Genomic DNA, 26,216 nt, shown 5'->3' on the forward strand with positions numbered 1-26,216 from the left:
CCGGCAGAGAGGAAGGCCAACCATGTCCGGTGGCGCCGCGTACCTGTACGGCGACGACCCGGTGGAGATCAACGCCGGCCGCGCCAAGGCCACCGTCACGGTCAGCAACACCGGCGACCGGGCGATCCAGATCGGTTCCCACTACCACTTCTTCGAGGCCAACCGCGCCCTCGACTTCGACCGCAACGCCGCCTTCGGCAAGCACCTGGACATCCCGGCCGGCACCGCCGTCCGCTTCGAGCCGGGCGACACCAAGGACGTCACGCTCGCCGAGTTCGGCGGCCACCGCCGCCTGGTCGGCTTCAGCAACCTGGTCGACGGCGGCACCACCGCGCCCGCCACCCGGGCCCGGGCCATCGACCGGGCGATCGCCCTCGGCTTCAAGGGCACCAACCTCGACCTCAAGGAAGACCGGCCCCGGGACTTCCACACCGAGATCCACCAGGAAGGCGCCCGCTGATGGCCGTCCTCTCCCGCAAGCAGTACACCGACCTGTTCGGCCCCACCGTCGGCGACCGCTTCCACCTCGCCGACACCAACCTGGTGGTCGAGGTCGAACGGGACTTCAACCAGGGCCACTACGGCGACGAGGCCGTCTACGGCGGCGGCAAGGGCATCCGCGACGGCATGGCGCAGGACCCGGCCGCGACCTCCGCCCAGGGCGCGCTCGACCTGGTCATCACCAACGTGGTCGTGCTGGACCCGGTGCTCGGCGTCGTCAAGGGCGACATCGGCGTCAAGGACGGATTCATCACCGCCGTCGGCAAGGCCGGCAACCCGCACACCCAGAGCGGCGTGCACCCGCGGCTGGTGATCGGCCCCGGCACCGAGGTGATCTCCGGCGAGCACCTGATCGCCACCGCCGGCGGCATCGACACCCACATCCACTTCATCGCCCCGCAACAGGTGCAGGAGGCGCTCAGCAACGGCATCACCACCCTCATCGGCGGCGGCACCGGCCCGTCCGACGGCACCAACGGCACCACCTGCACCCCCGGCCCGTGGAACATCGGCCGGATGTACCAGGCTGTCGAGGACCTCCCGGTCAACGTCGGGCTGCTCGGCAAGGGCAACGGCTCGCTGCCCGGCGCGCTGCGCGAGCAGGTCGAGGCGGGCGTGTGCGGCCTCAAGGTGCACGAGGACTGGGGCAGCACCCCGGCCGCGATCGACAGCGCGCTGGGCGTCGCCGACGAGTACGACGTCCAGGTGGCCATCCACACGGACACCCTCAACGAGTCCGGTTACTTCGAGGACACCCTGTCCGCGATCGACGGCCGCACCATCCACACCTTCCACACCGAGGGCGCGGGCGGCGGCCACGCCCCCGACATCATGCGGATCGCCGGCGAGCCCAACGTCCTGCCGTCCTCCACCAACCCGACACTGCCCTACACCGTCAACTCGGTCGACGAACTGCTGGACATGGTGATGGTCTGCCACCACCTCAGCCACGACGTCCCCGAGGACGTCTCCTTCGCCGACTCCCGGGTCCGCGCCGAGACCATCGCCGCCGAGACCGTCCTGCACGACGAGGGCGTCATCTCGATCTTCTCCTCCGACTCGCAGGCGATGGGCCGGATCGGCGAGACCTTCACCCGCGCCTTCCAGACCGCCCACCACTGCAAGGACCAGCGCGGCAAACTGGCCGGCGACAGCGAACGCCACGACAACGTCCGGGTGCTGCGCTACCTCGCGAAGCTCACCATCAACCCGGCCGTCGCCTCCGGTACCGCCGACCACATCGGCTCGCTGGAGCCCGGCAAGCTCGCCGACATCGTGCTCTGGCCGATCAACTCCTTCGCCGCCAAGCCCAAGATGGTGATCAAGGGCGGGGTGATCAACTGGGCGCTGATGGGCGACCCGAACGCCTCGCTGCCCACGCCCCAACCGGTCTACTACCGGCCGATGTTCGGCGCGTACGGACGGGCCAGGCAGGCCACCCGGGTCTCCTTCATGTCACAGGCCGCGGTCGACCTCGGCGTCCCGGAGCGGCTCGGGCTGGACAGCCGGGTCCTTCCGGTGCGGCGGTGCCGGTCGGTCGGCAAGCAGCACATGGTGCGCAACGACGCGCTGCCGAAGATCGCGGTCGACCCGGAGACGTACAAGGTCACCCTGGACGGCGAGCCCGCGACCATCGAGCCGGCCCGCGAACTGCCGCTCAACCACCTGTTCTACCTCGCGTGAGCGCGGCCTCCCCGGCGGACGGCACGCCTCGCGCGAGCGCGGCCTCCCGGGCGGACGGACCCGTCCGTGTCGGTGGGTCCGCCCCTACCGCCCCGGGCGCGGGCAGCGCCGCCGAGGACCGACTGGACGCCCTGCTGGTCTGCCTCCAGCTCACCGACTCCGCCTTCCCCAGTGGCTTCTACACCCTGTCGCACGGCCTGGAGGGCTACGCCCAGGCCAGGGCCGTCACCCCCGACACCCTCCCCGACCTGCTCGCCGACCTGCTCCGGCACGGCGTCGGACCGTCCGACGCCACCGCGCTCGCGCTGGCCCACCGCGCCGCCTCGGCCGGTGACTGGGACCTGCTCGCCGAGACCGACCAGCGGCTGCACGCCACCAAGCTCAACCGTGAGCTACGCCTGGCCGCCACCCGGACCGGACGCCAACTCCTGGACATCGCCCAGGAGTCGGTCGGCGGAGAACCGCTGGAGCGGTACGCGGCACTGGTCGCGGACAAGCGCGCCCCCGGCTGCCAGGCGGTGGCCGCCGGGGTGGCCTACGCCGCGGCCCGCGTCCCCGTCGAACAGGCCGTCACCGGCGACCTGTTCGCGTTCTGTACCAGCTTCGTCGGCGCGGCGCTGCGCCTGCGGCTGACCGACCACCGCCGGGCGCAGGTGGTGCTGCGGGCCGCCGCGCCGGTCATCCGGGAGGTCGTGGCAGCCGCGCTGGAAAGGGAATCGTCCGACCTCGGCGGCTGCGTGCCCGTCGCCGACGCGATGTCCGGACGGCACGAACGGGCCGAGGCCCGGCTGTTCGCGACCTGAATCCGCGGCTCCGTGCACCACTGAGCACCTTCGAGCCGGCAATTTCGCACCAGAGGAGGAGAGTTGACCGAGAACGTGCTCCGCGTGGGCATCGGCGGACCGGTGGGCTCCGGCAAGACGGCGCTGATCGAGGCGCTCGTCCCGGTACTGATCGCGCGCGGCCACCGCCCCGCGGTCATCACCAACGACATCTACACCCAGGAGGACGCCGAGCACGTGCGCCGCGCCCTGGCCGGAGTACTGGACCCGGAGCGGGTCGTCGGCGTGGAGACCGGCGCCTGCCCGCACACCGCCGTCCGGGACGACCCGACGATGAACCTCGCGGCCGGGGCCGAACTCCTGGAACGCTTCCCGGACGTCGACACCCTGCTGTTCGAGTCCGGCGGCGACAACCTCACGCTGACCTTCAGTCCCGTGCTGGTCGACCTGTTCCTCTTCGTCCTCGACACCGCCGAGGGCGAGAAGATGCCCCGCAAGCGCGGCCCGGGCATCACCGAGTCGGAGCTGCTGGTCATCAACAAGATCGACATCGCCCAGTACGTCCGCACCGACCTCGGCATCATGGAGTCCGACGCCCGCCGGGTGCGCGAGGGCGGCCCGGTCGCCCTCACCAACTGCCTGACGGGGGAGGGGCTGGAGGAGATCGCGACGTTCCTGGAGACCTTCCGGAAGGTGCCCGCGTGACCGTGACCGTGACCGCGGCCGAGGAGGACCCCGCACCACCGGCGGTGCCCCGGCTCGACCCCCGGCACTACGAGCCGGCCCGCATCCCGCACGAGGTCCGCCGCCACGCCGGGACGCCCGACACCCTCGCGGTCGGGCGCCCCGGCAAGGTCGGACTGCTGGAACTCGCCTTCGAGCGGATCGGCGGACGCACCGAACTCACCGGCCACTACCAGAAGTCGCCGCTGCAGATCATGCGCCCGCTGTACTACGACCCGGCCCGTCCCGACCTCGCCGTCACCTTCCTGCTGTCCACCGGCGGCGGCATCCTGCAGGCCGACCGGCTGCGGACGGACGTGCGCTGCGGCGCCGGCACGGCCGTCCACCTCACCACCCAGGCGGCCACCAAGGTCTACCGGATGGAGCACGACTACGCGACGCAGCTCGTCCACCTGACGGCAGGCCCCGGCGCCTACGTCGAGTACCTGCCCGAGCCGGTGATCCCCTTCGTCGACTCCCGCCTCTACCAGCGCACCGTGCTGACCGTCGACCCGGACGCCACCGTGCTGGCGAGCGAGACCGTCCTGGCCGGCCGCCTCGCCCGGGGCGAGCGCAACGCCTACCGGGTGTTCGCCTCGGACCTCGACGTGCGCCGCCCGGACGGCAGCCTGGTGGCCCTGGACGCGGTGCGGCTGGAGCCGTCGCGAGGGTGCGCCGGCGGCAGTGGAGTCGCCGGCGCAGGCAGCGGCGTGACCGGTCCGGCCGTCCTCGCCGGGCACGACGTGATGTCCAGCCTCTACGTCCTGAGCCCGCTCGCCCCGCCCGGACGGGTCGCGGACGCCCTGCACGAGGCACTGGCCGACTGCGGCCTGCTCTACGGCGTCAGCGTGCTCCCCCGGGACAGTGGCGCCTGGCTGCGCCTGCTCGGCTCCGACACCCGCGCCTGCGCGGCCGCGCTGCGGTCCGCCTGGGACGCGGTGCGCCGGCTGCTGATCGGCGCCCCGGCACCGGGACTCCGCAAGACCTGAGGCCCGGCCGGGGCCGGGTTCGGGGTCGAGTTCGGCGGTCGGGGATCGGCTCGGGCGTCGGCGTGGTGGTCGGCCTGGGCGTCGACCCGGCGGTCGGCCTCCGCCAGGCGGGCGATCTGGCGGTGGCCGAGTTCCACCGTGCGGTTCATGTGCCGTAGCAGGAAGGAGAGTTCGTCCTCGCTGTCCTCGGCGAAGACGGCTGCCCAGTCGGCCCGGCCTGGGAGCTCTGAGACCGGGGAAGCGCCGAGGCGGAGCGCGTGCACCGGCGGGGTGACGGCGGCGCGGCGCCGAGGGCTACGGTGGCGGGATGGCTCAGAGGACACCGCGCAGGATCCACGTCGACGGCCGCGACTACCGCTGGGTCGTCCGCTTCCGCGACGCCGAGCACGTGGTGGTGCGCGCCTGGCTCGACCCTGGCAACCCTGGCAACCCTGGTGGTCCGGGCGGTCCCGGCGATCCGCCCGGACGCCCCGGGCGCCCGCTGGACGTCACGCGCCGCTTCGACGACCCCTGGCTCAACTTCGGCGTCCTGCTGACCGCCCCCGCCGACCGCATCGCCGAGGTCTTCCAACTCGCCCCCGTCACACCCGCCTTGACCGCCGCCCTGATCCGCGCCGGCCTCGCCGCCGGCTGGCGGCCCGACGAGCCGGGCGCGCCACGGCGTTTCACCATGGAGGGCGAGCCGGCGGAGTTCACGCTCCTGCGCGAGGAGTGACCCCCCCGACCGGGGCGCGGGGGTGCGGGGTGCCGGGGTGCGGGCATCCCGTTCCGGTCGCAGCCAACGGCGGCCGTGGTGGTCGCGGATCCCTGTCCGTGGGCTCAGGAGGAGGCGGCGAGGCGGGTGACGGCTTCGAGGCATTCCCGGGCGGTGTCGCGGACGTACGCCTCCGGGTCCGAGGCGGCCGCGTGCTCCAGAGCGGCGGAGGTCCCGGGGTGGTCCGGCCACTGCCAGGCCAGCATGGTCAGCGCCTGGCTGCGGACGTTCCGGCCGGGGTCGCCCGACGCCCGGGCGAGGACGAGGGCCCCGGCGTCGTCCGGGGCGAGCACCGCGTAGTGGCTGAGCGCCGCGGCGCGGACGGTGGCGTCGGAGTCGGCGGTGGCGCGGTCGAGCAGGACCGGCAGCGTCTCGGGGTGCGAACCCCGGTACCGGGCCAGGAGGTCCAGGGCCGTCAGTCGCAGCCGGGAGTTCTCCGAATCCGTCGCGGTCCGAGTGAGCAGCAGCACGGTCCCGGGGCCGTCGGAGTCCAGCCGGGCGAGCCCCTCCAGGGCGCGGCGGCGGGTGCTGGGGCTGCGGTCGTGCAGGGCTCGATCGCGCAGCACCGGCAGGACGGCCGGGGCGTCGGTCCGCCAGCGCGCCAGTTCGCGGACCGCGGCCTCCCGCACGCTGTTCTGCACGTCGCCGACGGCCCGGTCGAGGAACAGCGGAAGGACGCCGGGGTGCCGTGTCCAGGACTCCGCGAGGGACTGGAGGGCGTCGGACCGGACGGAACCCGTTCGGCCGTTGGCGGCGAGGTCCATCAGGACCGTGGGGTCACCCGGTTCCCTCGGGCGGAAGGCCTCGACCGGGACGTCCGCCGGCCGGTGGTTCTCCAGGGCGCTGCCGGAGAACAGCGGCCGGGCCGCGGCCGCCTCGATCTCCGGCAGCAGGGGCCTGACGTCCGGGTGGTCGGGCCACCCCTCGGCCAGTTCGACCAGCACCTTGTGCCGGAGCGAGGTGGTGGACCGTTCGGCGGCCAGGGCCAGCAGTGCGGGCACGATGTCGGGGTGGTCGGCCCACCGGCGGGCCAGCGCGGTGACGGCGGAACCCTTGTTGTTCGGGGAGGTGAAGGCGGCGAGGGCGAGGGAACGTCCGATGACGGTGTGGCAGGTGACCGCCGCCGTGATCTTCACACTGGTCGACGAGGTGAACTGGCCCCGGAGGTGGAACCACCGGAGGTAGCGGTCGCGCCCGGTCCAGGAGGGAACCGCGCTGAGGGCGGACAGCGCGGCGAGGAGCGCGTCCACCCGGAACGCGAAGGAGGTGTACTCCGCGAGGAAGCCGGTGAGGTCGTCGACCGCCCGGTCGCTCTGCGCGCGCAGCAGCCCGATCTTCCGCACCTCGGCCAACGACCGGATCGCCAGGACCAGCGAGGACTCGTCGCGCCGGTCCAGCAGGTGGTCGATCACCGCGGCCGCGTCCGGCTCGCTCAGCTGGTTGACGACGAGCAGCAGCACCTCGTGCCACGCCGGATCGTCCGCCCGGCGCGCGAAGACCTCCTCGATCAGGCCCTGCGGCGTCCACTCCCGCCGCACCGTGTAACGGTGGACGACGTCCTCCGCCGCCAGGTGCTCCAGGAACGCCCGGTGCACGAAGCCGTACACCTCGCCGCCGTAGCGGGCCAGGATGAAGTTGCGCTCGCGCAACTCGTCCCTGAGGGCCCGGGCGGCGGCCAGGCACTGGTGCGGCGGCAGGCCGAACTGGGTGAAGTACTCCTGGAACACCGCCTCCAGCTCGGCCGCGTGGATGTGGTTCCCGGCGATGCCGCCGGTGCCCTCCTGCATGCGGCGGGCCAGGAGGCGCAGCAGCTCCATGCGCTCGCGGTCGTCGAGGAGCTCGATCGCCTCGGCGGCACCGGACTTCAGCGGGGCACTCAGGTGCTTGGTGTCGCGGTCCCAGTGGGCGACCAGGACCCGCACCGCGTGCTCGTAGACGCCCCGCCGGTCCCGGGGCAGCGTCCGGCGCCGCCCGATGATGGCGAGGATCGTCAACAGCAGTGGATTCCCGGCGAGTTCGCGGATCGGACGGGAGGCGTTCACGGCGCCGGTGATGCGGTCGACCAGGCGGGCCGCGAGCTCCGGATCCGCCGGGCAGGCGATCGCGTACCAGCGGCGGGCGAAGTCGGCGATCCGGCCGGGATCCAGGTCCTGCAGCATGAAGTGGGTGAAGCCGGCACCGCCGAGGGCCGCGCGCTGGTAGCCGATGACCCGCGAGGTGACGACGACGCGCACCCGGTCGTACCGGGCCGCGAAGGCGGCGATCCGCTCGGCCGCGGCGGCGCGGACCCCCGGGTCGAAGAGCTCGTCCAGTCCGTCGAAGACGATGACGACCCGCCCCTCGTCGAGGAGACGGCGCAACTCCGGCCCGGGGAGCGACATCCCGGCGACGCGGTGACGGTGGTCGAGGAAGTCCTCGAACGTGCGCTCGCGCCACAGCCCCTCGGCGTACTGGCGCAGTTCGACCACCAGGGGCACCAGCCCGTCCAGCGGGGCGAGCGGCCCGGCGCCGTCCTGGGAGAGCGTGAGGGCCAGGTAGCGGGCGAGCGTCGACTTGCCCGAACCGGGGTCGCCGAGCAGGACGACCCGTTGGCCGCGCGGCCCGGTCAGGGCGGCGAACGCGTCCTCGGTCGGGCGGTCCAGGTAGTCGTCACGCAGCTGTTCGAGCGCCGACCGGCCCAGCCCGGGCGGGAGTTCCTCGCCGGTGAACTCCCGGTCCGCCAGCAGCCGTCGGTACAGCTCGCGGGGCAGCTCCACCGGCGGCGGGTCCTCCCGGACCTGCGGGGTGACGAACACCTCGCGTAGCTCGACCACCGGGTGCTCGCCCTGATCGGAGAGCGGGGTGAGCACCTCCAGGTCCAGGCGTCCGTACGTCTCCCGCACCCGGCGCGCGTACGCGGCGCAGGCGGCCACCACCGAACCGGCGGTGACCGGAGGCCCGTCCGCGCAGGTCAGGTTGATCGTTCCGGCCTGGAGGACATGGCCCGCGATCGTGTCCACGGTGACCCGGTTGACCGCCGAAACCTCTGGATCCCCACCCATGCCGCCTAGGCTAGCCGCTCCACGAACTTCCGCTGCCACGGCGTCTCGACGGCGTGCCGGCTGTAGTGCTCGCGCACGTACGCGACCGCCTCGGCGGCCGGGACGCCGTCCAGCACCGCGATGCAGGCGAGGGCGGTGCCGGTGCGGCCGCGCCCGCCGGCGCAGGCGAGTTCGACGCGTTCGGCGGCGGAACGCTCCCAGGCCTCGCGGAAGGCGTCGGCCGCGTCCGCGCGGTCGCTCGGCAGCCGGAAGTCGGGCCAGCGGACCCAGCGCCGCTCCCACGGGAGGCCCTTGGGCGGGCGGCCCAGCAGGTAGAGGCCGAAGTCGGGCCGCGGCCCGGGCGGCAGCGGGCGGCTCAGGCCGCGGCCGCGCAGCAGGCGGCCGGAGGGCAGCCGCAGGAGGCCGGGGGTGTCGGCGGGCCAGGTGGTCGGTGGGGAGACCGGGCCGGTCGGGTCGGTCGGGTCGGTCGGGGTCTTCGGGGCGGCTGGGCCGGTCGGGTCGGTCGGGTCGGTCATGGAACCATTCTGTGGGCGGAGCGGAGCGGAGCGGACCGGAGCGGGCCGGAGCGGCGCCGCCCGGTACGGGCAGCCCGGGCTCAGGACGCCACGTGCAGGCCCGTCCTCCCGCCGGGGAGCCTGGCGCGATGGGCCAGGGCGGCCGCCTCGCCGCGCGAGGCCACGCCCAGCTTCGCCAGGATGTTGGCGACGTGGAACTTCACCGTCGACTCACTGATGTGCAGTGCGGCGGCGATCTCGCGGTTGCGGCGGCCCTGGGCGAGCTGGTCGAGCACCTCCGACTCCCTCGGCTGGAGACCGTCCACGGGATCGGTGGTGGGGCCGGGAGCCGGCTCGGGGAGGGAGAGCGGCAGGTCGACCGTCACCGTGGTGCCCCAGCCGGGAACGGCCTCGACGGTGCAGCGGCCGCCGAGGGCCGCGATGCGGTCGTCGGTGCGGTGGACGGCGAGGGCGTCGACGGCCAGCACGCCCAGGCCGTCGCCGCGGACCACCGCCCGCAGGGCGTCCTCCGGGGTGAACTGCCAGCTGACGTGCAGCCGGGTCGGCTTCTCCTGCTCCAGCATCAGCAGGACGGCCGCCCGGACGGCCTCCCGGGCGGTGCGTGCGGCATCGGCCGGCACCGAGCGGGCAGCCCCGGCCGGCGGCGCCGCGTCCAGCCGCACCCGGGTGTGCCGCAGCAGCGGGCGCAGCTCCCGGGCGAGCCGGGCGAAGGCGGCGTCGGCGGGCTCCTCGCTGAGCGTGCGGTCCAGATCGGCGCCCCGGCGCAGGTCGAGCAGGGCGGTGACGGCCAGTTCGGTGGCACTGCGGCGCGCGGTCGCGTCGTCCAGGTCGGCCGAGCGCAACGGCGCCAGGACCGCGCTGAGCGCCGCACTGTGCGTGCCGGTGAACTCGGCGATCGCCCGGGCGCGGGCGGTGGCGGAGGCACGGGAGACCGCCGCGTGCTTGGGCCCGGCGTCGGTGGCGCGGTGGTCGGAATGGGCGATGACCAGCTCCCACAGGTGCTGCAGGACGGCGAGTGCCCCCGGCGGCACGGGGGTGGTGTCGGCCCGGACGAGTACCAGGACGGCGCCGCCGGCGTGGCCCGGTGCGGCGGCGGTGTCCGATTCGTCGTCGCCCTGCGCACCGCCCGAGGCCGCCGAGACGACGACCACCGGCCGGGTGCGGCCCGCGAGTTCGGCCTCGCCCTGCCAGGGGCGGCCGGCCGAGGTGGTCGCGGTGGTGCGCTCGGCCAGCCGGGACAGCTCCAGGCTGCTGACCCCCTCGGTCAGCTCCGGCAGGCCGTGGGCGTGGGTGGGGGAGTGCGTGCAGACGCCGCTGAGCTGGGCGACCGCCACGTGCGGGACGAGCGTGCCGAGCATCCGGGAGAGGCGGAGCAGGAGGTCGGGCCGCGGCGTGCGCAGCACCTCGACGGCCCGCGCCAGCGCGTCCTCCGGGCGGCCCCAGGACTCCCGCCACGCCTCGTCCGTACCGCCCGTGCCGTCCGCGCCGGTCGTCCTGCCCGTGCCGCTCGTCCCGCGCACGCCGTCCACACGATCCATGGGGCCGAGCCTAGTCCGGTCGCGACCGGATCGACCTGGCCGTTCGGACAGGTCGAACCGGCCGAACGGCTGGGTCCCCGGTCATCGGGCCCGGACCAGGATGGGAACCGTCGCAAGAAGCAACTCCTCCGAACCCCAAGGACCTTCCATGACCAAGGCGATCGCCTTCCACGAGTACGGCGGCGCGGACGTGCTGCGCCCGATCGACATCGAGCTGCCCGCCCCCGGGCCCGGCCAGGTCCGGGTCGCGGTCCGCACGGTGGGCGTCAACCCGCTCGACCACAAGGTGCGCAGCGGCGCGATGGCCGGGCTCTTCCCGGTCGCCTTCCCGGCCGTGAACGGCTACGAGCTGGCCGGCGTGGTGGAGGCCCTCGGTGACGGCGTGACCGGCTTCGCCCCCGGCGACGAGGTGTTCGGCGCCGTGATGGGCGGCGGCTACGCCGAACACGCGCTGGTGCCCGCCGCGATGCTGGCCCGCAAGCCGGCCTCGCTCGGCTGGGAGGAGGCGGCGGCGATCCCGGTGGCCGCCGAGACCGCCGAGCGGGCACTCGACGTCCTCGGCGTGCGGGCGGGCGAGACCCTGCTGGTGCACGGCGCGGCGGGCGGGGTCGGCACCGTGCTGCTGCAGTTCGCCCGGGCACGCGGGATCACCGTGATCGGCACCGCGAGCGAGGCCAACCACGACCACCTGCGCGAACTCGGCGCGATCCCCGTGACGTACGGCGAGGGCCTGGCCGAGCGGGTGCGGGCAGCCGCCCCGGGCGGGGTGGACCGCGCGCTGGACGCGGCCGGGCAGGGCGGGGTGCTGCCGCTGTCCGTCGAGCTGACGGGCAGCGCGGACCGGGTCCTGACCATCGCCGACTTCGTGGGCGCGGAGCAGTACGGCGTCCGCTTCACCGGCGGCGCCGACGGCGTCGAGTTCCACCACCGGCGCGCCTACGCGGCCGCGATCGCCCTGCACGAGGCCGGCACCCTGCGGCTGCCGCTGCACCGGGTGTTCCCGCTGGCGGAGGCCGCCGAGGCGCAGCGGGTGAGTGAGCAGGGGCACCTGCGCGGCAAGATCGTCCTCACGGTCTGACGGCGGCGGCGCCCGTACCCGGCACGCCGCACCCGGAACCCGGCACCCCGCACTCCGCCGTGCCGCCCGCCGCACCGCCCACCGGCCGGACCGGGCGGGCGGCCGCGGTGGGCGGCGTCCGTCCCCTGCCGCGGCGTGTCCCGGGTGATGCGTGCCCGGTCGGTCTCCCCGGGTGCGTCACCCGGCCGACGCGCCAAAGGGCGGGACGGTGACGGAAGCCCGAATTCCGCCCGTTCGGGTGGGTAGAGTCGCGCCCATGGTGGCGGAGAACGCGGCGGGAAGCCCCGCGACCGGTCGGCTGGCCGGTCGCTCCTGCGTGGTGACGGGGGCGGCGAGCGGCATCGGACGAGCCGTCGCCGAGCGGTTCGTCCTGGAGGGCGCGTCGGTGGTCGCCACCGACATCGACGCCGCGGGGCTGGACCGGCTGGCCGGGCAACTCCCCGGCGCTGTCAGTACGCTGGTCGGCGACGTGGCCGATGACGGGGACGCCCGCCGGATGATCGAGGCCGCCGTCGAGCGGCACGGCCGCCTGGACGTCCTGGTCGCCAACGCCGGGGTGCTCCCCCTGATGGAGATCACCGAGGCCACCGCCGAGGACTGGGACCACGTGATGGCCGTGGACGGTCGCGGCATGTTCCTCACCTGCAAGTACGCGATCCAGGCGATGACCGCCCAGGAACGGCCCGGCGGCTCGGTCGTCTGCCTCTCCTCCATCTCCGGCGAGGCCGGCCAGCGCGGCCAAGCCGTCTACGGGCCAGCCAAGTTCGTCGCCTCCGGCCTCACCAAGCATCTCGCCGTCGAATGGGCGGGCCGCGGCATCCGGGTCAACGCCGTCGCCCCCGGCACCATCACCACCGAACGCGTCGCCCGCCTGGGCGACGAACCCGGCGGCCCCGAGTACCTCGCGGCGATCGAGAAGCTCCACCCGATGGGCCGCCTCGGCAACCCGGCCGAAGTCGCCGCCGCCGTCCTCTTCCTCGCCTCCGACGACGCCTCCTTCATCACCGGCGCCGTCCTCCCGGTCGACGGCGGCTACCTGGCGCAGTGACCCGCGGCGCGGCCGGCGCAGTGGTGGGCGGTGCGGCCGTGCTGCCGACGCGGGGGCGGACGCACGGCGGGGCGGGTACCGAAAACCGGGTGCCCCGGTGCGGGGCGCCTCCCTACGCTCACCCCCATGGACGTCAACGAGCACCTGCTGAACGTGGTCGATGTCGAAGCCACGTGCTGGGACGGGCAGCCGCCGCCCGGTCAGGTCAGCGAGATCATCGAGATCGGGCTCACCGTCGTCGACCTGCGCGCGGGCGAACGCCTCGCCAAGCACCGGCTGCTGGTGCGCCCGACCCGATCGAAGGTCAGCCCCTTCTGCACCGAGCTGACGGGGCTCACCCAGGCCGAGGTGGACGGCGGACTCTCCTTCGCCGAAGCCTGCCGGACACTGGCGGCCCGGCACCGCACCGGCTCGACGCCCTGGGCCAGTTGGGGCGACTACGACCGCAACCAGTTCACCCGTCAGTGCCGGCAGACCGGTACGCCGTACCCCTTCGGCCACCGCCACACCAACGCGAAGGTCGTCTTCACCGCCTCCCACGTCCTGCGTCGGCGCCCCGGAATGGCCCAGGCCCTGACGCTGGCGGGCCTGCCGCTGGAGGGCCGCCACCACCGGGGCGACGACGACGCGTGGAACATCGCGGCCCTGGTCCTGGACCTGGCGGCGCGCGGCGACTGGCCGCAGGCCCCGGGAGGCGAGGACGGTCCGGACGGCGCGCACGGCCCGGCGGGCGTGGACCGTGCGCACGGCCCGGCGGGATGAGCGGGACCGAACCGCCGCTGCTCGCGGACGTCCACCCCGCGCTGGTGTCGTTCCCGGAGGTGGAGCCCGCCTCCGGGAACCGGCCCGGTCCGGCCCGGGTCGCGGCGGGGCTGCGCCTCCACGGCCGGTGCCGGTGTCGGTGCGGCCCGGCCTGCGCCTACCGTCGAACGGCTCCGGTCACCCGTGCCGGCAACGCCTGGATCCACCTCGACGACGAGGCCCCCCGGGTGTGGCTGCAACTCGACCGGGACCGTACGTCGTTCGCCGGGACGGAGATCTGCGAGCTCGATCCGGGGCCCGCCCCGGTCCGCTTACGCGGTTCGCTCGCCGGTCCGTTCGCCGGTTCGCTCGCCCGTCCGTTCGCCGGTCCGTTCGCCGGTCGTCGGCGAGGGCACCTGGACGGAGAGCAGCTCGACCAGGGCCGACACGCCGTCGGGCCCGTGCCCCGCGTCGACCGCCCGCCGGGTGAGGGCGAGCGCGGCGTCCAGGACGGAGGAGTCCAGGCCGCGTGCCCGGGCGGTGTGCGCGACGTGTGTCAGGCCGGCTTCGGCGGAGGCCACGCTGCTGCGGTCGCCCGGGTGGTGGCGGTCGTCCGCGCGCTGGGCGAAGTCGTCGATCAGCGGGGCCAGGATGCGCGGCAACCCTTGGGCGTACGGGGCGAGTTCGGCGCCGCTGATGCCCTCGGCGCGGGCGAGCGCCAGGGCGTGGACCCACCCGTGCACGCTGGTCCAGAACAGGTCCAGCAGGGCCGCGTCGTAGGCCGCCGCCCGCCCCGGGTCCGCGCCCACGTGACGCACTGTGCCCAGGGCCCGGAGCGTCTCCTCGTGCGCGGCGAAGGTCTCGGGGTCGCCACTGAGCAGGACGGTGCCCTCGGGGCCGCCGATGGTCGGGGTGGGGGTGAGGACCGCGGCGTCGAGGAGGCGGAAGCCCCGGGCCTCGGCGTAGCGGGCATCGGCCCGGGCCTCGTCCGGCGCGATCGAGGTGGCGTTGACCACGGTCCGGCCGCGCAGCGCAGGCCCGGCGGCGTCCAGCACGGCCCGGGCTGCCGCCCGGTCACGGACGCAGAGCAGGACGAGCGGGGCGTCCGCCACCGCCTCGGCGGCGCTTGCGGCCGACCGCGCGCCCAGGGCGAGCAGTTCGACGTCCCGCCCCGGGGAGCGGTTCCACACGGTGGTCGGGTGACCGGCGGCCGACAGCGCACCGGCCAGCGCCCGGCCCATCGGGCCCAGGCCCAGGACGGCAACGGCATGACGGGAAAGGGTGGTTGAGGGAGATCGTCGGTTCGGCACGGCGGTTACGCTAGACCTTCACGCCGACGGCAGAGTCAAGGCGGACGACCGGCCACGTGAGGTGCCAGCGATGCGGATCGGAGAACTCGCCCGGCGGACCGGGGTCACCCCGCGCGCCCTGCGCTACTACGAGGAACAGGGCCTGCTCGCCCCCGAGCGCCGACCCAGCGGCTACCGCGCGTACGACGAGGGGGACGTCGACGCCGTCCACGGCATCCGCACCCTCCTCGCGGCCGGCCTCAACAGCGCGGTGATCGCCGAGATCCTGCCGGGACTGCCGCCCCCGGGGCGCCGCCGCCCCGGTCCGACCTGCCCGGAACTGCGCGAGGGCCTGGCCCGGGAACGCGCCAGGATCACCCGGCAGATGGACGAACTCGCCGCGGCCCGCGCCCTGCTGGACACCATCATGGGCGCGGACGCGCCGAGCGAGGTGATCCTTGCGGCCCGGCCGGCTGCCGCGCGGTCCGCGGTGGGGTCCGCCTCGTCCTCGTCGGCCGGCCCCGGGGAGGCGACCGGGCGGAAACTCGATGGCGTGCGGTCCCGGGCCGTGCTGGAGTGAGCGGATGGATCATGACGAGGTGCTCGCCCTGTTCGACGAGCGTGTCCGGCGCAACGCGCAGTCCGACGGCCCCGGAGTCCGCGTCGAGCGCGACGGGGCGGTGGTGCGGCAGGTGGGCGGACCGGACGACTGGAACGGCGTGGTGTGGTCGGGCCTGGACGAGGCCGGGGCGGACGCGGCGATCGCCGGACAGGTGCGCCACTTCACCGCGCTGGGCCTGGAGTTCGAGTGGAAGGCCTACTCCCACGACCGCCCCGCCGACCTCGGGGACCGGCTGCGCGCGGCCGGGTTCACGCCCGAGCCGGACGAGGCGCTGATGATCGCCCGGATCGCCGACCTGCCCACCGAGGTCGTCGTCCCCGACGGCGTGCGGCTGCACCCGGTGAACGACCCGGCCGGGGTCGACCTCGTGGTGGAGGCCCACGCGCAGGCCTTCGGCACGGACCGGCCGGGTCTGCGGCAGCGCCTGCTCGACCACCTCCGGCACGGCACCGACACCGTCAGCATGGTCGTGGCCCTGGCCGGCGACCGCCCGGTGTCCGCGGCCCGGATGGAACTGAACCCCGGCACCGGATTCGCCGGCCTGTGGGGCGGCGGCACCGCCCCCGACTGGCGCGGGCGGGGCATCTACCGCGCCCTCGTCGCGTACCGCGCGCGCCTCGCCGCCGACCTCGGCTACCACTACCTGCAGGTCGACGCCAGCGACGACAGCCGCCCCATCCTCCAGCGCCTCGGCTTCGCCCGGCTGAGCACGACGACGCCGTACGTGTACCGGCCGTAGGGGGTGGTGCCCCGCCTCCCGCCCGCGGGGCGCCGGGGCCCTTCGAGGTTCCTGTGCCCCTGCCGATCGGCAGGGGCACAGGGGGTGTTGCCGCGCAGGTTGTGCCGTTCGGTACATGTGGGGGAGGGGCGACGGGGGGCATCGTCGAGGCATCACGAACGGGGGCCGTCGGGGCACCCGGGAAGGGAGCCGCAGCGTGTTCCTCCTTCGCCACGCCGCCGAACTCGGGATCGCTCTCGGGATCGCTGTCGGTGTCGGGCTCGGTGTCGGGCTCGGGGCCGGACTCGGAGTCGCGTTCGGGTGGGTGCCCGCCCGGCAGCGGTCAGACCCGGAACCGTACCTGACGGACGGCCGCCGGATCGTCCTCGCCCGCGAGGCGGCCCTGCCCGAAGCAGGCACTGTGCTGCACCCCGGTGTCGTGCGCGGCGGTCTGCGCCAGGGCGTACTGGAGTGGCACGCCGATCACCGCCACCGGCAGCAGCACGCAGAGCAGGGCGTGCCCCGCCCCGATCCGGAGCGCCTTGCGCCGGACGGCGACGACGAGCTGCCCACCGCCCCAGCACACCGCGGCGATGCCCAGCGCCAGTCCGGCCCAGGCGAGCGGCAGCACCGGCGCCGGGGCACCGGGGCTGTCGTGGCAGCGGCTCACGAGCCCGTGGATCGTGCCGTCCGCGACGAGGGCCGGGACGCCGAACGCCCATCCGAAGCCGCCGAGCAGCAGCGGGCCGCCGGCCCGGAGCCGGAGCGGGGGGCGCTGTCCTTCACTCATACGACCGGTGCCAGTCCGGGGCGCCGCCGGCGGGGTGCGGCTTCCGACGCCCGCACTCCTGCCCGGCGCCGCCGTCGATCCGGGTGCCCGGACGCCGCAGCGCGTGCGCCGGCCACGGCAGCGCGTCCGTTCGGACGCGGAAGTGGTTCACCGCTCGTTCCCCCCTGACAGGACCCACCGAGGCCCGTCCGGCAGGAAGAAGGCCGTGACCGCGCGGCACGTCCGTGACGACAGAACCGGCACATCGTACGACGAGGCCACGGCTCGGTCCCAGCGAGCCCACGCACTCGCCGCGCGAGGCTACAGCTCGGGCAACCGGTCAGCGGGCGTGGGGGACCGCCGCTCCTCCAGCCAGTAGAGGTAGATCCGCAGGTCGGTTGCCAGGCCACCGGCGATGTAGCGCTCGAAGTTGCGGACGGCAGCGGCCGTGTCCTGGAGCGCCCAGGCATCGCCCTCGTCCCATGTGCTCCGGTGGTCGGTCAGGTACTGCAGGACCCGGCCGCGGTCACGCCACCACTCCCGGACGGCTTTCGGTGTCCACCGTGAGTCGCCGTCACAGCCGTACCCGAGGAACGGGTCGTCGTCCGCCGCCTCGACCAGCAGGGCCGTGTCCGCAGGCGTTCGGGGCTGGCGGTAGACGTACTCGGTGAGGTAGTCGCCTCCGTAGAGGACATGGGAGGGTGCCGAAAGCCGCCCTGTCCAGCAGTTGTCGGTCTCCCCGCCGTAGAGGGGCCCGGGGACGTTGAGCCACAGCCGGTCCTCCCAACGGCCCCGAAAGGCATCGCGGTCGTCGCCGAGGACGGCCACCGGGTCGAAGTAGAGCGTCATCTGCCGAGGTTAGGACATCCGTTCGCGCCGGGACGGGCCACCGGCGGGAGGAGGGGAGTGCTCGATCGAATGGGAGAAGGGGAGTGCCTGAACGCACCGGACCCACCCACTCGCCCGTTGACTCCTCGACTCATGGGACGTCCGTCAGGTCGTGGCGGCCGATCTCGGTCGGCAGGCCGGTGGTCTCCCCGGGCTCACCGGAGAAGACGACCTCACCCCGGTGCAGCACGTGCACCACCGCCGCCCCGCTGAGCGTGCGCGGCAGCGACCGCGCCGTGAGCACGACCGTACGGCTGGCGGCGGCGTCGGCCAGCAGGCGGGCGTGCAGCCGGGCGGCGACGGCCGGGGCCAGTCCGCGTTCGGGCTCGTCGAGCAGGAGGAGGGACGGCCGCGCCGCCACGGCCCGGCCGACGGCCACCAGTTGCTGCTGGCCGCCCGAGAGGTTGCCCGCCCGGCGGTGCAGCAGCGCGGTCAACTCCGGGAAGAGCTCCAGCGCTTCCTGCTGCCCCGGCCCGCCCAGGCCCAGGTTCTCGGCGACGGTCAGCGACGCGAAGACCCCGCGTTCGGCCGGGACGAGGGCCAGTCCCCGCCGTACCCGCTGGTGCACCGACAGCCCGCCGACGTCGCGGCCCCGCCACACCGCCCGCCCGCCCGACAGCGGAACGACCCCGGCGAGGGCGTGCAGCACGCTCGTCCGCCCGGCGCCGTTGCGGCCCAGCAGGACGGTCACGGCGGCGGAGGGGAACGCGAGGTCGACCCCGTGCAGGGCCTCCAGCGGGCCGTACCGGACCCGGGCGGCGCGGAGGGCGGCTTCGACGGGCATCAGGCCACCGCCCCCCAGGCCCGGGTGACACGCGGGTCGGCGAGGACCGTCGCGGCCGGGCCGCCCGCGATCATCCGGCCCTCGGCCATCACGTAGACGGCGTCGGCGAGTTCGGCGACCAGCTCGGCGTCGTGCTCGACCAGCAACAGTGCCATGCCCTGTTCGGCGAGGCCCCGCAGCACGGACACCAGCCGGGCGGTCTGCGCGGCGTCGAGCCCGGCCGCGGGCTCGTCCAGCAGCAGCACCCGGGGCCCGCTCGCCAGGGCCCGGGCCAGTTCCACCAGGCGCAGCACGCCGGTGGGTTGCTCCCCGGCCGGCTCGGCGGCGACGTCCTGCAGTCCGAACAGCCGCAGCGCCCCGGCGGTCCGCTCCGTCACGGAGGCCCGCACCGTCAGGGAGGCCCGCTCCGGCAGGGCCCGGGCCTCGACGGCTGCGGTCCGCCCTTGGAGCCCGAGCCACCCGGTCAGTCGGGTCGGCCGAACTCGCCCGACTCGCCCAGCTCGCCCGACTCGCCCAGCTCGCCCGGCCCGTGCGGTTCGCCCGGTCCGTTGCTCGGCACCCACCCGGACGTTGTCGGCCACCGAGAGGGTGGGGAAGACGGCGATCTGCTGGAACGTACGGGCCAATCCGAGTCGTACCCGCCGGTGCGCGGGCAGCCCGGTGACGTCCCGCCCGCCGAGCAGCACGCGTCCGGCGTCGGGGCGTGCCGTGCCGGCGAGGCAGTCGAACAGGGTGCTCTTGCCCGCCCCGTTCGGTCCGACCAGCGCCGTGATCCGCCCCGGCAGCGCCACCAGGTCCACCCCGGCCACCGCCTCGATCCCCCCGTAGCGTCGGACGATGCCCCGGGCGGTGAGGCGTGCGGCGGGCCGGTCATGAGTGGTGCTCATGGGGACCCCATCGGTGTGCCGAGACCGCCGCTCGGGCAGCGGGCCGTGCGGCGGTATGAGTGGTGCTCATGGCTGCTCGGTGTCCCGTCCCGACGGGGGGATGAGCGTTGCTCATGGCCCCTCGTCGGGTGCGGGCACGGGTGCCGGTGCTGCTCGCGGCCCCGGTGCCATGGCATGAGCGCTGCTCATGGGGCGTCGCCGCGCGGTTCCTCGGGGTGTCATGAGGGTTGCTCATGACGTCCGTTCCCCTCTCGCCTGCCGCGCGGCGATCGCCGCCCGTACGCGGCGCCCCGCCGGGCTGAGCCGGGACGGGGGGAGCGCCGGGGGCCGCGCCGGAGGTGGGCGGTGCCGGGGGAGGGGGAGCGCGGCGAGGCCGCCGGGGAGGCGGCCGATGACGGTGGCGAGGGCGCCGACGGCGACGGCGGAGACACCGGCGACGGTGCCGGCGTCGAGGCCGATGATGAGGGCGGCGGCCAGGACTGCGGCGAGGGCGCTGTCGGCGCCGGCGACGACGACGGCCGCGAACCAGAGGAGGCCGCGTACCGGGTCGAAGTCGGAGGGGTCGAAGGCGCGTCCGGCGAGGCCGATCAGGCCGCCGCCGAGTGCGGCGAGGGCCGCGCCCACCACGAAGGCGAAGAGCTTGAGGCCGGGGACGTCCACGCCGGCCGCGACGGCGCCCGGTTCGTGGTCCCGTACGGCGGTCAGGGCCCGGCCGAGGCGGCCCCGGTGCAGGCCGCGGACGGCGAGCAGTCCGAGGCCGAGGAGCAGGAGTTCGGCGAGGTAGAAGGCGCGGTCGCCGGTCAGGAAGGAGGGGCGGTCGAGCACCAGCCCGGTGGTGGCGTACGGCTGCTGGAAGACGAAGCGGCTCATGGCCATCCCCACCGCGAAGGTGACCAGGGCGAGGGCGAGCCCGCGCCGTCGGATCGCGGGCCAGCCGGTGAGCACGCCGAGCGGCGCGGTGGTGAGGACGGCGATCAGCAGCGCGGGCGCGGCGGGCAGCGGTGGGAGGCCGGGGACGCGTCCGGACATCAGCAGTCCGGTGCCGAGCGCGCCGAGCCCCGCGTACCCGGCCTGGCCGAGCGAGATCTGCCCGCCGTATCCGGTGACGACGACGATCGACAGCAGGACGAGGGCGAGCGCGGGGACGAGCAGGGCGCTGCGCAGGTCGTTGCCCCGGAAGCCGAGCGGCAGCAGGAGCAGCACCAGGCAGACGGCCCCGGCCTGGCGTCCGCGCCCGCTCCCCGGGCGGCGGGCGGGCAGTGGTGTGGTCCCGGTCCGTTCCCCGCCGAGGTGCGGTCCGGCGAGCAGGGCGGTGACGAGCAGCGCGATCACGAACAGGTTGGACTGCACCGCCTGGACCAGCGGCAGCAACTGCCCGGAGGGGTGGAGCCGGGTGAGCTCGGACTGGGCGATGCCGAGGGCGAGCCCGGTGGCGACGGCGACCGGGATGCTGCGCAGCCGGGCGGCGACCGCGACCGCCATGGTCTCCATCACCAGGAGCGGCAGCCCGTACGGGTCGAGGAGCAGGTACGGCGCGAGGGCGATGCCGACCAGGCCTGCGGTGAAGGTGCCGAAGGCCCAGCCGACGGCGGAGACCCGGTCGGCGTCGACACCGGTGAGGGCGGCGAGGCGGCGGTCGTCGACCACGGCGCGCAGCCGGAGGCCGAAGCGGGTCCACCGGGTGGTGGCGAAGACGGTGAGGCCGAGGACGAGGATGGCGGCGAGCCGGGCGACGGTGTCGGGTCGGAGGCCGTGTCCGCCGGGCAGGCGGATCGCGGCGCCGCCGAGCGGGGAGGGGGCGCCGGCCAGCGGTGCCGGTCCCCAGAGCAGCACGGCCACGCCGATGAGCAGCACGAACACGCCGAGCCCGGCGACCATGGTCTCGGCCGGTCCGGCGCCGCGCCGCTGCAGCGGGCGGTACACCAGGACGTCGAGCAGGACGCCCAGCGCGGGGGCGACGACCAGCAGGCAGCAGGCGACGGCCGGCCAGACCGGCCAGTGCCGCACCACGACGAGGTCGCGCAGCAGGTAGGCGACGGCCATGGCCTGGGCGCCCTGCGCGACGTTGAGCACTCCGGTGGCGCGGTGGCAGACGACGAGGCCGATGCCGCTGAGAGCGGCGGCGCTGCCGACGGTGAGGCCGGCGAGGGCGAGGTCGACGGTCAGGCCGAGCGACTCGGGGGCCGCGGTGAGCAGTGCGGTGGTCATGGGCGTTCACCCGGCCGGCGGGGCGGATCCGCCCGGACGGGTGTCGGGGCCGCGGTCCGGCGGGCGGGGCGAGCAGAGCGGGCAGGGCGTCAGGCCCCGGGCCCGGACGGCGTCCGGGCCGACCGGTGCGGCCCGGGCCTTCCCGGTGACCAGCGGGCAGTCCGGACGGTGGTAGCGGGTGCCCTCGGGGACGGCCAGCCACGCCCGGGCGTCCGGTCCGGCCGTGTCGGCCGTGTCGGCGGGGTCCGGTACGACGGCGGGTCCGGCGTTCTGCCCGGTGGCCTGCCCGGGGTCCGGTGCGGGATCCCGTCCGGTGCTGCCCGTACCGGCTCCGGTGCCGGACGGTTCGACGAGCAGCTCGTAGAGCCGTTCGACCCGGCGGTCGGTCAGGCCGCCGTGTTCCGGCGGGGCCGGCGGCCGTAGCGCGACCACGACGGCGCCGGCCACGATCAGTGCCGCGCCCGGGATCGTGGACGAGGCCAGGTAGGGGACCTGCTGTTCGACGAACGGTTCTCCGGAGACCCCGTACCAGCCGAGCACGCACAGCACGGCCCCCGCCGCGACGAGCAGCCAGCCCACCCACTCGCGCGCGCCCCGGAGCGCCCCGCCCCGGAACGCGCCGCCCCGGAAGGGGGAACCCTTTGGGGCGTTACGGGTGATTTCTCCGTCGGATTGCGATTCGTCCATGGATCCGCCTTCATGGTGTCACCTGAGACGTTTCCAGGATCGGCCTGGAACAGCATCCGGGAGACCGGGAGACCGGCCCGGGCGGCGCAGTCGAGAGGGAACACCATGCACGTGACGCGAAGCGGCGCCCCCACGGGCGGCGGCCGGGCCCTGCGGACGGCGAGCGTGCTGCTCGCCCTGGTGCTGGCGGGAACGGCGGCCGCGTGCAGTAGCAGCAGCACGTCCGGGTCCTCGGCGAGCTCCCCGGCGAGCGTCGGCTCGACCGCCGCCGCGAGTCCGACGGGCACCGCCACCGGCACCGCCGCCGCGAGCCCGACCGGCAGTGCCCCCGCCGACGCGGCCGCCGCCAAGACGGAGATCACCACCAACTGGGAGAAGTTCTTCGACCCCGCGACCCCGATCCCGGACAAGGCCATGCTGCTCCAGGGCGGTGACCAGCTGCTCCCGGTGCTGCAGGGCTTCTCGCAGGACCCGCGGGTCGGCCAGGTGCAGGCGAAGGTCACCGACGTCTCGTTCGCCGACGCCTCCCACGCGACGGTGACCTACTCGCTGTCGCTCCAGGGCACGGTGGTCGAGCCCAGCGCCTCCGGTCAGGCCGTCCTGGAGAACGGCACCTGGAAGGTGTCCCGCTCGACCCTGTGCGGGCTGCTGACCCAGGCGGGCGGCGCCAGCGGGACCCCGATTCCCGGATGCAGCTGACGACCCGCCCGTGGCGCCGGGCCGCCGACGCGTTCGCGCGCCGGCGGCCCGGCCGCGTCGTGGCGGCGGTCCTCGCCCTGCTCCTGTCCGCGGTGCCGGCCGGCTGCGGCACCCGGTTGCCCGAGGGCGCCTTCACCGCCCGGGCGACCCGGGCCCCGACCCCGGGCCCGACCGGTGGGGCGACCAGCGGCAATCCGGCCTCCGACACCGGGGTCACGGCGGGCGAGATCCGGATCGGCATCGTCACCTCCCTGACCAGCCCGGTCGGCAGCGAGGTCTTCAGCGGCCCCCGGTACGGCGCGCTGGCCTTCTTCCAGGCCCTGAACGACCGGGGCGGCCTGCACGGCCGCACGGTCCGGGTGGTGACCTGCGACGACGGCGGCAGCGGCGTCGGCAACCAGGACTGCGTGCACCGGCTGATCGACCAGGAGCACGTGTTCGCCTTCGTCAGCGGCAGTGTCCTCGACTACGCGGGCGCCCCGTACGTGAGCGGGAAGGCCGTGCCGGACGTCGGCGGCCAGCCGATCGGCACGGCGTACGACCGCTGGCCGCACCTGTACGGGATCTACGGCAGTGCCGCGCCGCGCGACGGGCAGTCCGTCGGCTGGAACGGCACGCTCTACCAGAGCACCGAGGTGTTCCGTTTCTTCAAGCAGCGCCTGGGGACGGACAGTGCCGCCGTGGTCGCGTACAACCAGGCCGACTCGGCGCGCTACGCCGGGCAGCTGAAGGCCGGACTGGAGGCGGAGGGCTACCGGGTGCTGCTGCAGACGGTGGACTTCGCGCTGCCGAACTTCCAGGCGGTGGCCGCGGCCGTGCGCGCCGACGGCTCGCAGCTGCTGTTCGACGCCATGGACACCCGGGGCAACGCGGCCCTGTGCCGGGCGCTGGACGAGTCCGGGGTGACCGTCACGGCGAAGGTCACCAACGTGCAGAACTGGTCGGAGTCGGTACGGACCGACTACCAGTCCTCGCCGAACTGCCGCAACGTGCTCTGGGCGACCTCGTCGAGCCTGAACTACGAGGACGAGCAGTACCCGGCGGTGCACGACTTCCGCACCGCGATGGCCCGCTACTACCCGGATCGGGCCGGGCAGCTCTCCGCCTGGGAACTGGAGGGCTGGGCGGGCGCGCTGTGGCTGACCGACGCGGTGGACTCCTGCGGCGCCGCCCCGACCCGCGCCTGCGTCGGGGCGTTCATGGACCGCGCCGAGCCGTACGACGCGCACGGCCTGATCCTGCCCGCCTCCTTCGTCCCGCAGCCGCCGCCCACCGGCCTGACCCGCGCCTGCCTGAACGCCGCCCGCTGGCAGGACTCGGCGCAGGGCGGCCGGGGCGGCTGGGTCACCCAGGTGCCGTCGATGACGACGAACTGCTACGAGGTGCCGCAGCTGCCGTACAAGCCGTAGGTCCCGGACAGGCCCCGGGTGCCGCCCGGGGCCGTGCCCGGTCGACGTTCAGGGCCCGTACGGCGTCCAGAGCCCGTCCGGCGTTCAGGGCCCGTCCGGGGGCGTGGGGCCGTCCGTGGGGCGGCTCCCACGCAGACCGTCGTCCGGGAGCCGCTCGACCACCACCATGGCCGCGTCGTCGTCCAGCCGGCCGCCGACGTGGGCGAGCAGGTCCCGGCGGAGGCGGTGGAGCAGGACGGTGGGGCGCTCGGCGCTCCAGGCGGCGACGCGTTCGGTGAGCGGGTAGAAGCGCCGCTGGGCGTCCCGGGCCTCGATCACGCCGTCGGTGTAGATCAGCAGCCGGTCGCCGGGCCGGAACGGGAAGGTCTCCACCTCGTACCGCACCGGGGCGAGCTCGCCGAGGCCCAGCGGCGGGGCGGGCTGACGGGCGGCGAGGGTGGTGATGCCCTCGGGGCGCAGCAGCAGTGGGGGCGGGTGGCCGCAGTCGATCAGGCGGACCGGTGAGCCGTCGTCGGGGATGTCGAGCAGCACGGCGGTGATGAAGGACTCGCCGGACTCCACGGCCTCCTCGGGGGCGTCCCTGGGGGTCGCCCGGGGCAGGGCGCGCCAATCCTGCTGGGCTTCCCGCGTCTGCCGGGACTGCTCGGAGAGCTGGGCGAGGTCCCAGCTGACGCTGCCGTCCAGGTAGGCGGCCAGGTCGGGCAGTTCGGCGTGCAGGTGGGCGGCGGCGCGGAAGGCGCCGAGCAGCAGGGCCGCGTCGCCGAGCGAGGACAGGCCCTTGCCGCGCACGTCCCCGACCAGCAGCCGGGTGCCGGTGGTGGTGCGGGCGGCCGCGTACAGGTCGCCGCCGACCTGGGCCTCGGCCTCGGCGGCGAGGTAGACGGAGGCGAGGTGCAGCGGTCCGATCCGTTCCGGCAGCGGGCGCAGCAGCACCCGTTGCGCGGCCTCGGACACCGACCGGACCCGGGCCAGTTCGCGCTCGTGCCGTTCGCGCAGCACCCGCAGGCCGACGATCAGTGCGGAGACGGCGACCTGTGCGCTCAGCTGGGTCTCGATGTTGGCGCTGGTCAGGCTGTCGCGGAGGGTGCCGATGACGGTCAGCGCGGCGAGCGCGAGCACGGCGACCCAGAAGGTGGCCCGGGGGCCGGCGAAGGAGGCGGTGAGCGCGGGCGCGACGATCAGCAGCGGGCCGAGGTGGATGTCCGGCGGGGAGAGGATGTCGACCACGGCGATCAGCACGATCAGCGCGAGCGTCAGCGCCGTCAGCACCCGGGGGTCCGGCCGCCAGGCGCGGCGGCGGTCGGGTGGGTGCGGCGCATCGGGTCGCTGCCGGAGGGGCACCTCTCCTCTGTACACCGTGGGGGTGGAGGGGCGCACCCCGGGAGGGCTGCCGGGCGTTTCCGCCGGGCCGTGCTGCCGGGTTGCCGGCCGTGCCGGGTCAGCCCTCTTCGCCGTAGCGGGCCAGGTAGGCGGCGAAGCGGGCGACGTCCTCGTCGGACCAGTCGGTGAAGCGGGTGGTGAAGGCCAGGCGGCGCTGTTCGTTGGCGTCCCGCAGCAGGGTCAGCCCGGCCTCCGTGGCGCGCAGGATCTGGCCGCGCTGGTCGTCCGGGTCGGCTTCGCGGGCCAGCAGGCCGAGCTTCTCCAGGGCGGTGACCTGGCGGCTGACGGTGGACTTGTCGAGCATGAAGTGCGTGGCCACGTCGGCGGCCCGGCAGCCGCCGCGCTCGGTGATCAGGTCGAGGATGCTGTACGTGACCAGGGAGAGGTCGGGGTGCAGCTGGGAGGCCTTGTGCCGGGCGCGGCGGGCGAAGGCGGTCAGCTCGCGCTGGATGGTGTCGATGGACGACTGGCGGCCGGGCACGG

Annotated in this window: 23 protein-coding genes and 1 pseudogene; 13 read left to right on the plus strand and 11 right to left on the minus strand. The window is 75.0% G+C overall.

Features of this window, described 5'->3' with window-relative positions; genetic code table 11:
• Nucleotides 1-22 precede the first annotated feature (22 nt).
• From AB0D10_RS04375 to AB0D10_RS04400, 6 genes are all read left to right on the plus strand, one after another.
• On the plus strand, nt 23-460 hold the full coding sequence (locus AB0D10_RS04375) for an urease subunit beta (protein ID WP_360251055.1): 438 nt from the start codon (nt 23-25) through the stop codon (nt 458-460).
• A complete protein-coding gene (ureC, locus tag AB0D10_RS04380; protein ID WP_360251058.1) occupies nt 460-2,184 on the plus strand; it encodes an urease subunit alpha in 1,725 nt (574 codons plus the stop codon). The genes AB0D10_RS04375 and ureC overlap by 1 nt, the downstream gene beginning before the upstream one ends.
• A 122-nt stretch (nt 2,185-2,306) precedes the next feature.
• Complete coding sequence (locus tag AB0D10_RS04385) at nt 2,307-2,987, plus strand: urease accessory UreF family protein (protein WP_360251732.1); 681 nt, start codon at nt 2,307-2,309, stop codon at nt 2,985-2,987.
• Between the two features lie 63 nt (nt 2,988-3,050).
• Nucleotides 3,051-3,671 (plus strand): urease accessory protein UreG, encoded by a 621-nt coding sequence (gene ureG, locus AB0D10_RS04390; protein ID WP_360251061.1) that lies wholly within the window; start codon nt 3,051-3,053, stop codon nt 3,669-3,671.
• A 44-nt stretch (nt 3,672-3,715) separates the two neighbouring features.
• Nucleotides 3,716-4,678 (plus strand): urease accessory protein UreD, encoded by a 963-nt coding sequence (locus AB0D10_RS04395; RefSeq protein WP_360251735.1) that lies wholly within the window; start codon nt 3,716-3,718, stop codon nt 4,676-4,678.
• Between the two features lie 307 nt (nt 4,679-4,985).
• Entirely contained in the window at nt 4,986-5,393 is a 408-nt protein-coding gene (locus AB0D10_RS04400; protein WP_360251064.1) for a hypothetical protein, read from the plus strand.
• 104 nt (nt 5,394-5,497) lie between these two features.
• On the opposite strand, the gene AB0D10_RS04405 is transcribed toward AB0D10_RS04400, so the two are convergent.
• The 3 genes from AB0D10_RS04405 to AB0D10_RS04415 all read right to left on the minus strand — a co-directional run bounded on the left by AB0D10_RS04405 (nt 5,498) and on the right by AB0D10_RS04415 (nt 10,526).
• Complete coding sequence (locus tag AB0D10_RS04405) at nt 5,498-8,473, minus strand: HEAT repeat domain-containing protein (RefSeq protein ID WP_360251067.1); 2,976 nt, start codon at nt 8,471-8,473, stop codon at nt 5,498-5,500.
• A gap of 5 nt (nt 8,474-8,478) precedes the next feature.
• Nucleotides 8,479-8,988 (minus strand): protein phosphatase, encoded by a 510-nt coding sequence (locus tag AB0D10_RS04410; RefSeq protein WP_360251070.1) that lies wholly within the window; start codon nt 8,986-8,988, stop codon nt 8,479-8,481.
• A gap of 80 nt (nt 8,989-9,068) precedes the next feature.
• A complete protein-coding gene (locus tag AB0D10_RS04415) occupies nt 9,069-10,526 on the minus strand; it encodes a helix-turn-helix transcriptional regulator (RefSeq protein ID WP_360251073.1) in 1,458 nt (485 codons plus the stop codon).
• A 148-nt stretch (nt 10,527-10,674) separates the two neighbouring features.
• Here AB0D10_RS04415 and AB0D10_RS04420 point away from each other — a divergent pair, with 148 nt between their 5' ends.
• The 3 genes from AB0D10_RS04420 (at nt 10,675) to AB0D10_RS04430 (ending at nt 13,414) form a co-directional block, all read left to right on the plus strand.
• Nucleotides 10,675-11,604 (plus strand): NADP-dependent oxidoreductase, encoded by a 930-nt coding sequence (locus tag AB0D10_RS04420; protein ID WP_360251076.1) that lies wholly within the window; start codon nt 10,675-10,677, stop codon nt 11,602-11,604.
• A gap of 256 nt (nt 11,605-11,860) precedes the next feature.
• Nucleotides 11,861-12,652, plus strand: coding sequence for an SDR family NAD(P)-dependent oxidoreductase (locus tag AB0D10_RS04425; RefSeq protein WP_360251079.1), 792 nt, complete (start codon nt 11,861-11,863; stop codon nt 12,650-12,652).
• A gap of 126 nt (nt 12,653-12,778) precedes the next feature.
• Nucleotides 12,779-13,414: a 3'-5' exonuclease gene (locus AB0D10_RS04430; protein ID WP_360251082.1), complete on the plus strand. Its 636-nt coding sequence runs from the start codon at nt 12,779-12,781 to the stop codon at nt 13,412-13,414.
• A 311-nt stretch (nt 13,415-13,725) separates the two neighbouring features.
• On the opposite strand, the gene AB0D10_RS04435 is transcribed toward AB0D10_RS04430, so the two are convergent.
• The gene (locus AB0D10_RS04435; protein WP_360251084.1) at nt 13,726-14,703 is read right to left on the minus strand and encodes an NAD(P)-binding domain-containing protein; all 978 of its coding nucleotides are present in this window, start codon (nt 14,701-14,703) and stop codon (nt 13,726-13,728) included.
• A 70-nt stretch (nt 14,704-14,773) separates the two neighbouring features.
• On the opposite strand from AB0D10_RS04435, the gene AB0D10_RS04440 reads away from it, so the two are divergent.
• Nucleotides 14,774-15,262: a MerR family transcriptional regulator gene (locus AB0D10_RS04440; protein WP_360251087.1), complete on the plus strand. Its 489-nt coding sequence runs from the start codon at nt 14,774-14,776 to the stop codon at nt 15,260-15,262.
• A 4-nt stretch (nt 15,263-15,266) separates the two neighbouring features.
• Nucleotides 15,267-16,043 (plus strand): GNAT family N-acetyltransferase, encoded by a 777-nt coding sequence (locus tag AB0D10_RS04445; RefSeq protein ID WP_360251090.1) that lies wholly within the window; start codon nt 15,267-15,269, stop codon nt 16,041-16,043.
• A 322-nt stretch (nt 16,044-16,365) separates the two neighbouring features.
• Here AB0D10_RS04445 and AB0D10_RS04450 read toward each other — a convergent pair whose 3' ends face one another.
• From AB0D10_RS04450 to AB0D10_RS04470, 5 genes and pseudogenes are all read right to left on the minus strand, one after another.
• Entirely contained in the window at nt 16,366-16,812 is a 447-nt protein-coding gene (locus AB0D10_RS04450; RefSeq protein WP_360251093.1) for a hypothetical protein, read from the minus strand.
• Between the two features lie 300 nt (nt 16,813-17,112).
• Nucleotides 17,113-17,640 carry a ferredoxin gene (locus tag AB0D10_RS04455; RefSeq protein ID WP_360251096.1) on the minus strand — a complete coding sequence of 176 codons (528 nt, stop codon included), beginning with the start codon at nt 17,638-17,640 and terminating at the stop codon, nt 17,113-17,115.
• A 130-nt stretch (nt 17,641-17,770) separates the two neighbouring features.
• Nucleotides 17,771-18,463 carry an ATP-binding cassette domain-containing protein gene (locus tag AB0D10_RS04460; protein WP_360251099.1) on the minus strand — a complete coding sequence of 231 codons (693 nt, stop codon included), beginning with the start codon at nt 18,461-18,463 and terminating at the stop codon, nt 17,771-17,773.
• A pseudogene (locus AB0D10_RS04465) lies at nt 18,463-21,558 on the minus strand (ATP-binding cassette domain-containing protein). Before AB0D10_RS04465 ends, AB0D10_RS04460 begins: the two are co-directional and overlap by 1 nt.
• Before the next feature lie 6 nt (nt 21,559-21,564).
• Nucleotides 21,565-22,245, minus strand: coding sequence for a hypothetical protein (locus AB0D10_RS04470; protein WP_360251102.1), 681 nt, complete (start codon nt 22,243-22,245; stop codon nt 21,565-21,567).
• A 105-nt stretch (nt 22,246-22,350) separates the two neighbouring features.
• On the opposite strand from AB0D10_RS04470, the gene AB0D10_RS04475 reads away from it, so the two are divergent.
• Together AB0D10_RS04475 and AB0D10_RS04480 are read left to right on the plus strand one after the other, a co-directional pair.
• On the plus strand, nt 22,351-22,944 hold the full coding sequence (locus tag AB0D10_RS04475; RefSeq protein ID WP_360251105.1) for a hypothetical protein: 594 nt from the start codon (nt 22,351-22,353) through the stop codon (nt 22,942-22,944).
• On the plus strand, nt 22,935-24,353 hold the full coding sequence (locus AB0D10_RS04480) for an ABC transporter substrate-binding protein (protein WP_360251108.1): 1,419 nt from the start codon (nt 22,935-22,937) through the stop codon (nt 24,351-24,353). Before AB0D10_RS04475 ends, AB0D10_RS04480 begins: the two co-directional genes overlap by 10 nt.
• Nucleotides 24,354-24,437: 84 nt before the next feature.
• Here AB0D10_RS04480 and AB0D10_RS04485 read toward each other — a convergent pair whose 3' ends face one another.
• Both AB0D10_RS04485 and AB0D10_RS04490 read right to left on the minus strand, forming a co-directional pair.
• Nucleotides 24,438-25,694 (minus strand): PP2C family protein-serine/threonine phosphatase, encoded by a 1,257-nt coding sequence (locus tag AB0D10_RS04485; RefSeq protein WP_360251111.1) that lies wholly within the window; start codon nt 25,692-25,694, stop codon nt 24,438-24,440.
• A gap of 97 nt (nt 25,695-25,791) precedes the next feature.
• Entirely contained in the window at nt 25,792-26,214 is a 423-nt protein-coding gene (locus AB0D10_RS04490; protein WP_360251114.1) for a MarR family transcriptional regulator, read from the minus strand.
• Between the last annotated feature and the right edge of the window lie 2 nt (nt 26,215-26,216).

The organism is Kitasatospora sp. NPDC048545 (assembly GCF_040651155.1).
Lineage (GTDB): Bacteria > Actinomycetota > Actinomycetes > Streptomycetales > Streptomycetaceae > Kitasatospora.